Raw genomic sequence first — 12,660 nt, forward strand, 5'->3', positions numbered from 1 at the left:
CCAGTATACTCGTGAGGTGAAACGTATTGAGACCGACAAACAAGAGAATCCTTGACGCTGCCATGCAGCTGCTCGTCAAAAAAGGATATCGCGCAACAACTACAAAAGAAATTGCAGAAAAAGCAAATGTAAGTGAAGCGACGATTTTCAGGAACTTTAAAAACAAACAAGGACTGGTTGAGGCTTTGCTTTCTCAGCATTCTTCAAACAGAGGCAGCATTTTGGAACAAACAGAAGGGGATTTGTACAAAGACCTGCTTCATATCGGAACCTGTCTCTTGGAGGAGCTCGAACATAGAAAAGATATCATTAAAATCAGCTTTCGTGAACCGGCCATGTTTCAGGATGTCATTAACCACGTCACTGAATATCCCCAATCTATGAAACAGCTATTGGTTGATTATCTCAAAACAATGGGTGAGAAAGGGGTTATTCAGACAGGAAATGAAGCGGAGCATGCCGACGTGTTCATGTCGATTATCTTCGGTTATTTCATTCACCGTCTCCACTTAGGAGACCGGGTCATATCAATGCCCCAGGAAAAAATGCTGGAGCACAGCACAGCTCTATTTGTCAAAGGAATTTCTGCTGATTAACTCCTTGGCATAATAAAAAGGAGGATCCCAATGAGCTCAAGAAAAGAATGGGCGCTGATCGTCTCGCTATTATTGGGGGCCATTCTGGCTCCCATTAATTCAACGATGATCGCGGTCGCGCTCTCATCTATTTCCCATACGTATAACGAGTCCATCGCAAGCATCACTTGGGTGGTTACCGTTTATTTAATCGTGATGGCAGTCACACAGCCGATTGCAGGAAAGCTCGGTGACATGTACGGCAATAAAACAATGTACTTATGGGGAGTCGGCCTTTTTCTAATCGCATCTCTGGGCTGCGCCCTTTCACCGAGTCTGCTCCTGTTAATTGTTTTTCGGGCATTGCAGGCTGTCGGCGGGGCATTGCTTACGCCAAACAGCATTGCCATTATCCGGCATGTTGTTTCTGAAAAACGCCTACCGAAAGTGTTTGGATTTTTCGGACTGGGCGCGGGACTTGGTGCAGCACTCGGGCCTTTTATCGGCTCTATACTGATTGACAGCTTCAGCTGGCATTCGATTTTTTGGGTCAACATCCCGTTCCTTGCTATTGCTTTATTTACGGCATTAACGATGTTTCCTCAATATAAAGAAAATAAATCTGACGCGCCGCTGGATATCATCGGCTCTCTCTTGCTTGCAGGCAGCATCGTTTCCATTATCCTGCTGACGAAAAATGAGGCTCCATGGGGATATGCGGTATACAGTGTATTGATACTTCTTTTTGTTCCGCTTTTTTTCAGAAGAGAAAAACGTACCAAGCACCCTATCATTGACTTTGCACTGTTTAAAAGCTCAACCTTTACAAATGCGAATCTATCAGTCTTGTTAAGCAATTTGATGATGTATGCCGTCTTATTGATTATGCCGTTATTTATGACGAACCAATTTGGGCTTAATACGTCTAACAGCGGGATGGCGCTTTCTGTATTTTCGATCTTCATGTCAGCCAGCAACTGGGTGGGCGCGCAGCTCCACCACAAATGGGGAGCCAAAAAAATCATTTTTCTTTCATTTGCCATGATGGCTGGTGCGAATCTATTATTTTTGCTGTTAAGCAGCTCGCATTCTGTCTTGTTCCTCATGGTCTCTCTTATCCTTGGCGGGCTCGCTTCCGGAGTCGGTCTGACCAGCATGCAGGTTTCATCCCTTGCCACAGTAGACCCCGGAATGTCAGGAGTGGCATCCGGGATTTTCTCGACCTTCCGTTATTTCGGAAGCATCATTTCATCAGCCTTAATTGGCCTGATTTCGGGATATCACACCCTATTTATGATTCTCTTTGCTGTAGCCATCATCGGCGTTTTTGTTTCATTGGGCATCAAATCTGATGAAACAGCACGGATAGAAAAAAACTCAGCGTAACACAAAACAGCCCGGCATCGCATCTTCCTGCGGTGCCGGGCTGCCTTTTATGATCCAGAAGCGGCTGCTTCGTCTTCACGGTCATCCTTTACGAAGAGGATGCCCAATTCATGATGTTCTCCTTCATAAGAAGCTCGCTGGTCAAAACGAATTTCTCCATTCAAACCGATAATTTCAAGCTTTACATATGCACGGTTATGCTGAAGCGCTTCATAGAAATCAGAAACGTTCTTAACCGGTATGCCATTGACTTTCGTTATGATTTCCCCGATTTTCAATTCCAGATCCTCAGCCGGCGTATTGGGGATAATCCCAAGCACCATTAAGCCCTGATCCCTTTTCGAGAAATAAAACGGAGCCGCGTTATCATTCACTCTTTGCTTTATGGACAGAAAAATGCGCCCTAACAAAGCAGTACAGACCGCTGCACCCGCAAGCGGCGTCCACAGTAAGCTCGCTGCACCGAGAACTGCGACGGCAAGACCGAGAATACAAACGCGTTTCGCTGTGATCCTTATACTCGTTTCAGGCAGCGATCCCTGTACCCTTTGTCCAAATCCGACAAAGTAAGGAATCCATAGAAAATGGAATGAGCCGCCGGGAACAGTAAACACGGGCCACCAGCTAAGGTGCGATTCTAAACCATTACCGGGCACGAGAAGGAACAGCGGCAAAAGCCAAACCCGGTTTGCCAGCTGCTGTCCGATCGGCAAACCGCGGCTGCTTACGACAAGTGCCGGTGATGTTCTCACATGCGCAGAACGATAAGCAACCGCTCCTTCAGTGATAATCAGCAAACCTAGAAACACAGCTACAGCCGGCCAAACAACTGCAAATCCTTGCGGAAATCTCTCCAGAAAGGGCTCCGCCTGATATATTTGCAGTCCAAAACCTATCAGCATACTCACACTGACGATATATGCAGCAGACATCCAGTTTGCGCGAAGAGTGAACGCTGCCGCTGCAGTGATAACGGCAATAATCGCAAGTAAACCGAGAGGAATCGATAATCCGAGTCCACCTAAAATAACTGACAAAAGAAGACCTGGAATCAGTCCCTTTGTATATGTAAATTTCAGATCATCATAAATATCTGCTATTCTTGTATGAAAGGTTTTTCGTTCCCGTTTGATTCTTACATAGCCGAAAGCCAAGGTTATGATGATAAAAAACCAGAAAAGCGGGTGTAAGAAGAACAGGCCCGCGCTTTTTAACAGTTCAATTCCCCATTGAACAGACACTATCTCTCACCGCCTCAAGCCAAACATGTTACTCATATTCTATCAAATATTAAATGGCTTGGATATCCTCAGGAGAGTTTATCTCTCTTGCGTCATCCACAGCGTGACATTCGATAGTGAAAAATCCTTTAAATAGTGGTTTACATCCACATCCAATAACCCGCTGATTAGATGCATCGACCTTTTTATATCTGTCAGATTAATTCCTAATCGCTTATGATTTTTCATTAAGTAGTTAAAATAATGTTTGGCGCATTCCTCATTAATGTCATTTACTGATTCGACATTGGTGTAATTGACCAAATATCTGCTGAACAGCATAAGAAGACTTAGTGCTTTTGTAGCTGAAAATGTTACGTCTTGTGTTCTGTCTTTTAATTGTTCCACTAATTCATAATATTTTTTTTCACGCACAATACTTGCCCTCTTCAATTGTGAACCCCCATTTTCTTTATACAGATAAGCACGGGCCAGTATAAGCAGCAGTACTGGAGTGCTAACAAGCATTCTCGCTAACGTTACTCTTTAAATACCTGTCGTTCAGCTGCCATTAACCTGATTACTGTTCTTTTTAGAACCTTCTTATATTGTATGAAGTAAACAAAGACTAGGCAACTTGCAAAAGTTTCATTTTAAATGCATATTAACTCGTTAGAAAGTCTCTCTCATATATTGATATCGGGTAATAACAGTCCTTTATAAATGTTTATTTGTGAAAATTTTTTTAATTTCTTGTCAAAAACTCATTTTTTATGTGACTTATGATCCATAATCTCTTTAAGCACAAAGAAACAGGAGATGGAATACCATCTCCTTTAATTGACAAATAATGATTTCAATGCTGTTTGAAGCTGCAAATCATTTTTTTCATCTGATTTTTTCTTTTCTATCTGCCGGTTTAATGTCTCTGCAGTGCGAGTGTCGATCACACCGGTTTTATTCAGCTTGTTTTGATCCTGAAAAGCCATAACCGCTTTTTTCATGTCTTTGCTGAAATAGCCATCCTCACGTCCCGGATCAAAGCTGAGACCTTTTAACAATACCTGCGCATGCTTGACGTCTTCATTGTTCATGTCCACTTTAAGCGGCTCTTTCAGCTGTAAAGGCCCGGCGGAAAAATAATCGGGCTGCTTAATCGCAATGGTCGGTTCAATTCCTTTCTTATGAATCCAGTTTCCATTTGGCGTCAGCCACTTGTAAAGCGTTAATTTGATGTTGCTGCCGTCCCCCATTGGCACAGCCTGTTGAACCGTTCCCTTTCCAAAAGACGTATCGCCTACAACATCATAATGGCCAGCTTCCTTTAATGCACCGGCAAGAATTTCTGATGCAGAGGCACTTCCTTTATCCGTAATCACATTGACAGGGTACGCTTTTTTATGGGTCAATGTTGAAAAATAACGTTTTTTATCCCCATTGCGTTCAGCAATCTGAATATACGGCTGATCCTTTGTAACGAAATGCTTAAGAATTTCTTCCACACTTTGAAGATATCCGCCCGGGTTGCCGCGTACATCAATGACAAGTCCTTCTATTTCTTTTTTCTCAAGCTCCCTCAGCGCTTTTGCAAAATCCTCTGCGGTGTGCTCAGAAAAAGTAGAGATGGCAATATATCCAACAGAATGCCCCTGTACTTTTTTCTCTGATGCAAAAACCGTTTCGAGTGGAATCTCAGCTCTCTTGATCCGGAATGACAGCTGCTTCTTCGTTCCAGGCCGCTGAATCTTCATTGAAACGCTGGACCCTTTTTTTCCTCTTATTTTTAACACAGCGTGGTTTAAATCCTTGCCGGCCATCGATTCTCCATTGATGCTGATAATTTCATCATTACGCTTCAACCCGGCTTTTTCCGCTGGCGATTTCTTGAATGGAGAAACAATAATAATTTTGCCGTCTTCCATGCCAACCTCAGCCCCGATGCCTTCAAATGAGGAATCAAGAGAATCAGAAAATTGCTTAGCTGTCTGCTTATCCATGTAAACAGAATAAGGATCATTTAGCGTAGACAGCATTCCCTGGATGGCTCCCTCGAGCAGCTTTTCTCTATCTACTTTTTCTACGTACTCATTCGAAATTAACTCATACGCTTTTTCGATTTTGTCCATAGCTTTATCCCGTTCAGAGTCAGCTTGTGCCGTCGCGGGAACTGCTGCAGTCTGGGGCTTATCCATCTCAAGCAGGTTGATTCCCGCATATACACCGGCGCCTCCGAACAGCATGCTCCCTGCTGCTATCACAGCCATTATTTTTTGATTCATCCTTTACTCCTCCTGTATGCCAGACTGTCTTTACCAAAACCTAGAGATAGTATATGTAAAGGATGGAGATTTCATGTAATCATAGAAGAAAAAGAAGGCAAATGAAAAGCCGTCCCGAAAGCGGAACGGCTTTTTCACTTTATACTCGCAAAAACTTGCGGATGGAAGTCAGACTTCCCCATACTCCAATTACTGCGCCGATTGCAATCAGCACTAGCGAAACTTGGAATACAAATGGATTATAAGGAAGAAGAGAGACAAATGATCCTTGAACCTTTGGAACGACCCATCCGATGACGTATTGGTAAGTGCTCAGCACCAGTGCAATCGGAATCACAGAACCGAATACGCCTAGCAGCAATCCTTCAAGGAAAAACGGCCAGCGGATAAACCAGTTTGTCGCGCCGACAAGCTTCATGATTTCAATTTCTTTTCTTCTTGCGAAAATTGTAATTTTAATGGTGTTGGAAATTAAGAACATCGCCGTAAATACCAGGCCGATAATTAACGCGATTCCAATGTTGCGGGAAACGCCGACCACTTTAAACAAACGGCTGACCTCTTCTTTTCCATAAGTGACTTTATAAACATGATCCATTTTTTCGATCTTTTTCGCCACGTTCGGCGTATCATGCGGATCTGTCGTTTTGACGACAAACGCATCATTAAGCGGGTTTTCCTGATCCTTCATTGTCAGAGATTTTCCGCTGTCACCAAAACTGTCAACCAGCTGGTCAAGCTCTTTTTCTTTAGATGAAAAAGTAACACTCTGAATGCCCTTCAGTTCCTTAATATCGTTCTGAAGCTTGTCCTGTGCCTTCTGATCTGCAGTCAGATCAATCAGCACTTTGATTTCAACTTGTTTTTCAGCATTCGTGGCCATGTTATTCAAATTCAGCATAATCACTAAAAACACGCCGACTAAAATCAGCGTAACGGTTACAGCACTAATGGATGCAAATGTCATCCATGTGTTTCTACCGAGAGATTTAAAACTCTCACGCAAGTGGCGCCCGAGAATTTTAATCATATGAACCATACTCCCCTCTTGACTCATCACGCACAATGATACCATCTTCGATTGCAATGACACGTTTCTTCATGGTGTTTACGATTTCTTTATTATGTGTCGCCATCACGACTGTTGTCCCGCGGTTGTTAATTTCCTCCAGCGTCTTCATGACTTCCCAAGACGTATCCGGATCAAGGTTTCCTGTCGGTTCATCAGCAATGACAACATCAGGATTGTTCACAATTGATCTTGCAATAGATACACGCTGCTGCTCCCCGCCTGAAAGCTGGTCAGGAAATTGTCGCGCTTTATGCTTCAACTGCACGAGATCAAGCACTTCAAGCACCCGTTTCTTAATGACAGACGGCTGTTCTCCAATCACTTCAAGGGCAAATGCCACATTTTCAAAAACAGTAAGTTTCGGAAGAAGCTTGAAATCCTGAAAGACAACGCCTATTTTGCGGCGCACGAAAGGAATCTCTTTTTCTTTAATTGTCGCGAGATCTTTATGATTGATTAAAATTTGTCCTTTTGTCGGTTTTTCTTCTCTGTAAATCATTTTAATAAAAGTAGATTTACCTGCTCCGCTCGGACCAACAACATACACAAACTCGCCGGGATGAATGGTAACAGAAATCCCATTGAGCGCTTTTACGCCGTTCGGATAGGCTTTATATACTTCCTTCATCTCTATCATGAAATCACCTAATCTTTTATATCATTTTATCTATCACACGGTCATACTCTTCGAATGCATTCGACAATTTATGACCCATTCATTTGTAAAAAGATGAAAAATCTGAAAGTTCCCTTTTTCAATACACTTCATTATACGTCAAATTTAGACATAATACTATTACAGTTTCTTTTCATTCATATTGTCAAGGCATAAAAACATCCTTGCCGGCACTCGGCAAGGATGTTTTTATCTTACTTTTTTTCTGACAGCCATTTGGCAATAACAGCGGCTTCGTTATCCTCTACAAGCCCCTTTGGCATATTGCCGCGGCCGTTTTTAATAATGCTTTCAATTTTGTGTTCATCGTATTTGCCTCCGACCTCTTGGAGATTAGGCCCTGACACACCTTCTAAATCCTTGCCGTGGCAGCCTACGCAGCTTTGCTGATATAACTCTTCCCCTTCAGATGCAGTGGCTTCCGTCTTGCTGCCGGTGTCTGCCTTCTCTTCTTTTGCATCGTTTGATCCGCAGGCAGCCAACAGAACAGAAAGCGCAAATCCAATCATTAGTATCGATAACTTTGATTTCATGTTGAGAAGCACAACTCCTTTACGATCTCTTCCATATTATAACCTCGTTTAAGCGCGTTTGAAACCCTCGCCCAGCACCTCGCTCGCGTCTGCTACAATCACAAAAGCTGACTCATCAATCTGTTTAACGATTTGTTTCAATTTGGTGAATTCAGTTTGCCCAACCACGCACATTAAAATCGGACGGTCATCGTCAGTATATCCGCCGACTGCAGAAATTTTTGTCACGCCTCTGTCAATCTTCTGTAAGACAGCCTCCTTGACAGCCTGCTCCTGCTTTGTAATGATGAGTGCCATTTTTGAACGATTAAAGCCGACTTGCACAACATCAATGGTTTTGCTGGACACATAGACGCCAAGCATGGCATATAAGCCTTGCTCAATATTAAATACGATCATAGCCGTAACAACAATCATTCCGTCAATGATGGCGAGGCACTTCCCCAATGACAGACCGGAGTACTTATGAATGATCTGTGCAGCCAAGGCTGTACCTCCCGTCGAACCTTTCCCTAAGTACACAATACCAATTCCGATACCTATCCCGACACCGCCAAAAATCGCCGCCAAGAGTTCATGATGAGTGGCGGGCTGAATATCCCTTGTCAGAAACACTACTAGCGGCAAAAACACAGAACCTGCAAGCGTCTTTAGTCCAAATTTCCCGCCGAGCAAAATGACGCCAGCAATAAATAAAGGGATATTAATAATCCACTGTACATACGCTGCTTCAAAACCATATGATTGTAAAATCGTACTGATCCCGCTGACACCGCCGGCGGCAATCTTGTTCGGAAGCAAAAATAAATTAAAGGACACGGCCGTAATAGCTGCTCCTAACAATATGTATACATAATCCCGCAAAATCCACAATGCTTTATTCCGTACGTCCATCATATATCCTCCGTTTCTTCCAATGCTCTCCGATAGCATTTTAATCCTTCCCTGATTAGATGTAAATAACACCCAAATACAGTGGTAATATGCTAAAGCAGCAGTGAAATCAAGGATATAAGGAATAAAAAAAACACACCCGTATGCATCAGGTGTGTTTTTCAGCTTATGAAAGCTTAGAACGCAGGTAGGCATCAATGAACGTATCAATGTCACCATCCATTACAGCTTGAACGTTCCCCATTTCTGTATTGGTCCGATGGTCTTTTACCATGGAATACGGATGGAATACATAAGAACGGATTTGGCTGCCCCAGCCGATTTCTTTTTGTTCACCGCGAATTTCATCCAGCTCTGCCTGCTGCTCTTCAATTCTGCGCTGATACAGCTTGGCCTTCAGCATTTTCATGGCTCTTTCACGGTTTTTAATTTGTGAGCGCTCCGTTTGGCATGTCACAACTACGTTCGTCGGCAAGTGAGTAATCCGAACGGCTGAATCCGTCGTATTGACGTGCTGTCCGCCCGCGCCGCTTGCACGGTACGTGTCAACTTTAATATCCTCCGTACGAATATCAATATCAATTTCATCGTTAAATTCAGGCATGACTTCACATGAAACGAAAGATGTGTGGCGGCGGCCTGATGAATCAAATGGTGAGATCCGCACAAGACGATGGACACCTTTTTCTGCTTTGAGATACCCGTAAGCGTTATGTCCTTTGATGAGCAATGTCACTGACTTGATTCCCGCCTCGTCACCTGGAAGGTAATCGAGTGTTTCTACTTTAAAGCCGCGGCGCTCTCCCCATCTTGTATACATTCTAAGAAGCATAGAGCCCCAGTCCTGTGACTCTGTACCGCCAGCACCAGGGTGCAGTTCTAAAATCGCGTTATTTTTATCATACGGCTCGCTGAGAAGAAGCTGAAGCTCAAACTCATTGAACTCTTTTGTTAATGATTTTAGTTCTTTTTCAAGCTCAAGCTGGAGATCAGTGTCCGGCTCTTCTTTCAAAAGATCATGAGTCATTTGTAATTCTTCGTGGGATTCATTCAATTTTTTATACGAATTGACATAATCCTTTAAACCGTTTGCTTCATTTATAACCGTTTGAGCTTTTTGCTGATCATTCCAGAATTCCGGATCAGCCATTTGTTCATCTAGCTCAGCAATGCGGGCCTCCTTTGATTCGAGGTCAAAGAGACCCCCTAAAGTCCGCTAAACGAGAAGCCATATTTTCGAGCTCTGCTCTGATTTCTGATAATTCCATTTCATTCACCTCATTAAAAGATCCGCAGGCGCCTGCAGGCGCCGCGGTCAGTAAACTTGCCGGGGCGAACTATTCAGTACGGCCGCAGCAATTTTTATATTTTTTCCCGCTTCCGCAGTGGCATGGGGCATTTCGTCCGATATCAACCACTTTGCGAACCGGTGCTTTCTTTGCTTTTTTGTTGTCGTCGCCTTCTTGCGGCTGATGAGCTGTTGTTTGGCCTTGTACAACCTCTTCACGCTCCAGATTGTTTTCAATCTCAGCTTTCATCACAAATTTTGCGACTTCGTCCTCAATTGATTCAATCATATGCTCAAACATCGCAAAGCCTTCCATTTGATACTCACGAAGCGGGTTCGTCTGCGCGTAAGCACGAAGGTGAATCCCTTGGCGGAGCTGATCCATCGCATCAATATGATCCATCCATTTAGAATCAACGGCACGAAGAACGATAACTTTTTCGAATTCGCGCATTTGCTCTTTGCCGAATTGCTCTTCCTTCTCATTATATTTTGTGATGATGCGGTCCATAATGAGCTCAAGCATTTCATCCGGTTCTTTGCCGAAGATATCGCTCTTCTCAAGCGCACCTTCATCAAGATAAGTTGTGTTGATAAGATCAACTAGACCGTCAAGCTTCCACTCCTCAGGAAGCTCTTCTCTTGGCGTATAGGCTGCAATTGCGCGTTCGAGAGAAGACTTGATCATATTTTCAACGATTTCACGCAGGTTTTCAGAGTCAATGACTTCAAAGCGCTGCTTATAAATGACCTCACGCTGCTGGCGGAGAACATCATCATATTGCAGAAGCTGTTTACGCGAATCGAAGTTATTGCCTTCGACACGTTTTTGTGACGATTCAACCGCGCGAGATACCATTTTGCTTTGGATTGGAGTAGAGTCGTCCATGCCGAAGCGGTCCAGCATCGCCATTGTCCGCTCAGCTCCGAATCTGCGCATCAATTCATCTTCCATAGAAAGATAAAATTGAGTAATCCCCGGGTCTCCCTGACGTCCGGAACGACCTCGAAGCTGATTGTCAATCCGGCGTGATTCATGTCGTTCTGTTCCGACAACAGCGAGTCCGCCAAGCTCTTTTACACCTTCGCCAAGCTTAATGTCCGTTCCGCGCCCCGCCATGTTAGTCGCAATCGTAACTGCGCCTTTTTGGCCGGCCTCTTCAATGATCTGCGCTTCACGTTCATGGTTTTTGGCATTTAACACTTGATGCGGAATTCCTTTGTTTTTAAGCAGCTTAGAAATCAATTCAGATGTTTCAACGGCAACCGTACCGACTAAAACAGGCTGTCCCGTCATATAACGCTGTGCGACATCCTCCGCAACTGCCTTAAACTTTCCTTCCATCGTGCGGTAAATTAAATCCGGGCGGTCATCACGGACAACAGGCCTGTTGGTAGGGATCGTGACAACCTGCATGTTGTAGATGTTGCGGAATTCTTCTTCCTCTGTCTTAGCTGTACCCGTCATACCGGCAAGTTTTTCGTACATTCGGAAGTAGTTTTGGAACGTAATCGTCGCCAAGGTCATGCTTTCGTTTTGAATCTCAAGCCCTTCCTTCGCTTCAATCGCTTGGTGAAGCCCCTCACTGTAGCGGCGGCCTTTCATCAGACGTCCCGTGAAGGAATCAACAATAACAACCTGTCCGTCTTCCACTACATAGTCAACGTCCTTTTGCATCGCAACGTGAGCTTTTAAGGCCTGGTTGATATGGTGGTTGAGCGCGACATGCTTCACATCAAAGAGGTTATCGATGCCGAACGCTTTTTCCGCCTTCGTCATTCCTTCTTCAGTAAGCTGTACAGCTTTTGTTTTGATATCGTACGTGTAATCCTTCTCCGCTTTTAACGTACGGACAAAAGCATTTGCCTGTACGTACAGCTTAGTGGATTTGGCAGCTTGTCCAGAAATGATAAGAGGTGTTCTCGCTTCATCAATTAAAATAGAGTCAACTTCATCTATTACCGCAAAATGAAGCGGGCGCTGAACCATCTGCTCTTTATAAAGAACCATATTGTCACGCAAATAGTCGAAGCCAAGCTCATTGTTTGTAGAGTAAGTAATGTCAGCTGCATAAGCTTCCCGTTTTTCGTCTTTTGACATTGAGTTTAAATTCAAGCCGACAGTCAGACCGAGAAACTCGAAAATTTTCCCCATTTGTTCAGCGTCACGGCTTGCCAAGTATTCGTTGACAGTCACGACGTGTACGCCTTTACCTGTTAACGCATTTAAATAAACAGGCAGAGTAGACGTTAATGTTTTCCCTTCCCCTGTTTTCATTTCCGCGATATTTCCGTCATGAAGCGCTACGCCCCCCATGAGCTGGACTTTAAACGGAAACATACCTGTTACGCGGCGTGAAGCTTCTCGAACAACAGCGAAAGCTTCAACAAGAAGATCATCTGTTGTCGCCCCTTTTTCAAGACGCTCTTTAAATTCAATTGTTTTATGTTTCAACGCGTCGTCAGAGAGATTTTCATAGTCTCCGCGAATCGCATCAATATCGTTAGCAATTTTTTCGTATCTATTCAGCGTACGTTTTGTTGGATCAAACATTTTATTTAAAATTCCAAGCATTTATAACGCTCCTCTATCATCACATGCCTATTTTAAAGGCATGTATAAATAATTTACTAGTCCATGTATACCTCTCATTATCATATCATACCTTTTGTTATTTCCAAAGAATTTGCAAATAAGAAAAACAAAAACCTTCCGCGGACATCACGGAAGGCTTCT

At 43.6% G+C, this 12,660-nt stretch carries 11 protein-coding genes; 2 read left to right on the forward strand and 9 right to left on the reverse strand.

Translation table 11 applies throughout. The annotated features are described in order from the left end of the window. Positions 1–26: 26 nt before the first annotated feature. The gene (locus QF06_RS15980; protein ID WP_003244088.1) at positions 27–596 is read left to right on the forward strand and encodes a TetR/AcrR family transcriptional regulator; all 570 of its coding nucleotides are present in this window, start codon (positions 27–29) and stop codon (positions 594–596) included. Positions 597–626: 30 nt separating this feature from the next. After that, on the forward strand, positions 627–1,961 hold the full coding sequence (locus QF06_RS15985) for an MFS transporter (RefSeq protein ID WP_041850479.1): 1,335 nt from the start codon (positions 627–629) through the stop codon (positions 1,959–1,961). A gap of 47 nt (positions 1,962–2,008) precedes the next feature. Here QF06_RS15985 and minJ read toward each other — a convergent pair whose 3' ends face one another. The 9 genes from minJ to secA all read right to left on the reverse strand — a co-directional run bounded on the left by minJ (position 2,009) and on the right by secA (position 12,498). Further along, the gene (gene minJ / locus QF06_RS15990) at positions 2,009–3,202 is read right to left on the reverse strand and encodes a cell division topological determinant MinJ (RefSeq protein WP_041850478.1); all 1,194 of its coding nucleotides are present in this window, start codon (positions 3,200–3,202) and stop codon (positions 2,009–2,011) included. 78 nt (positions 3,203–3,280) lie between these two features. Then, positions 3,281–3,634 carry a swarming motility protein SwrAA gene (swrA, locus tag QF06_RS15995; RefSeq protein WP_015251121.1) on the reverse strand — a complete coding sequence of 118 codons (354 nt, stop codon included), beginning with the start codon at positions 3,632–3,634 and terminating at the stop codon, positions 3,281–3,283. Positions 3,635–4,017: 383 nt separating this feature from the next. After that, on the reverse strand, positions 4,018–5,460 hold the full coding sequence (gene ctpB, locus QF06_RS16000) for a carboxy-terminal processing protease CtpB (RefSeq protein ID WP_043940205.1): 1,443 nt from the start codon (positions 5,458–5,460) through the stop codon (positions 4,018–4,020). Between the two features lie 139 nt (positions 5,461–5,599). Then, positions 5,600–6,490, reverse strand: a complete 891-nt coding sequence (gene ftsX / locus QF06_RS16005) for a permease-like cell division protein FtsX (protein WP_009968247.1) — start codon at positions 6,488–6,490, stop codon at positions 5,600–5,602. Continuing rightward, complete coding sequence (gene ftsE, locus QF06_RS16010; RefSeq protein ID WP_003228039.1) at positions 6,483–7,169, reverse strand: cell division ATP-binding protein FtsE; 687 nt, start codon at positions 7,167–7,169, stop codon at positions 6,483–6,485. The genes ftsX and ftsE overlap by 8 nt, the downstream gene beginning before the upstream one ends. 233 nt (positions 7,170–7,402) lie before the next feature. Then, complete coding sequence (gene cccB, locus QF06_RS16015; RefSeq protein ID WP_021480707.1) at positions 7,403–7,741, reverse strand: cytochrome c551; 339 nt, start codon at positions 7,739–7,741, stop codon at positions 7,403–7,405. A 48-nt stretch (positions 7,742–7,789) separates the two neighbouring features. Further along, entirely contained in the window at positions 7,790–8,635 is an 846-nt protein-coding gene (locus QF06_RS16020) for a YitT family protein (RefSeq protein WP_041850477.1), read from the reverse strand. A gap of 166 nt (positions 8,636–8,801) precedes the next feature. Beyond that, positions 8,802–9,903, reverse strand: a protein-coding gene (prfB, locus tag QF06_RS16025; RefSeq protein WP_010886623.1) for a peptide chain release factor 2 whose coding sequence is annotated in 2 segments (ribosomal slippage) — positions 8,802–9,830 and positions 9,832–9,903 — 1,101 coding nt in all. Because the reading frame shifts where the segments join, the coding sequence is not laid out codon by codon here. 69 nt (positions 9,904–9,972) lie between these two features. After that, positions 9,973–12,498 carry a preprotein translocase subunit SecA gene (gene secA / locus QF06_RS16030; RefSeq protein WP_003228033.1) on the reverse strand — a complete coding sequence of 842 codons (2,526 nt, stop codon included), beginning with the start codon at positions 12,496–12,498 and terminating at the stop codon, positions 9,973–9,975. Positions 12,499–12,660: the final 162 nt, after the last annotated feature.

This window comes from Bacillus sp. YP1 (assembly GCF_000877815.1).
Taxonomy (GTDB): Bacteria; Bacillota; Bacilli; order Bacillales; family Bacillaceae; genus Bacillus; species Bacillus subtilis.

Coding starts and splice junctions, on each gene's coding strand:
- secA (WP_003228033.1), bottom strand. CDS start 12,498: ATGCTTGGAATTTTAAATAAAATGTTTGATCCAACAAAACGTACGCTG.
- ftsX (WP_009968247.1), bottom strand. CDS start 6,490: ATGATTAAAATTCTCGGGCGCCACTTGCGTGAGAGTTTTAAATCTCTC.
- QF06_RS15985 (WP_041850479.1), top strand. CDS start 627: ATGAGCTCAAGAAAAGAATGGGCGCTGATCGTCTCGCTATTATTGGGG.
- ftsE (WP_003228039.1), bottom strand. CDS start 7,169: ATGATAGAGATGAAGGAAGTATATAAAGCCTATCCGAACGGCGTAAAA.
- QF06_RS16020 (WP_041850477.1), bottom strand. CDS start 8,635: ATGGACGTACGGAATAAAGCATTGTGGATTTTGCGGGATTATGTATAC.
- ctpB (WP_043940205.1), bottom strand. CDS start 5,460: ATGAATCAAAAAATAATGGCTGTGATAGCAGCAGGGAGCATGCTGTTC.
- cccB (WP_021480707.1), bottom strand. CDS start 7,741: ATGAAATCAAAGTTATCGATACTAATGATTGGATTTGCGCTTTCTGTT.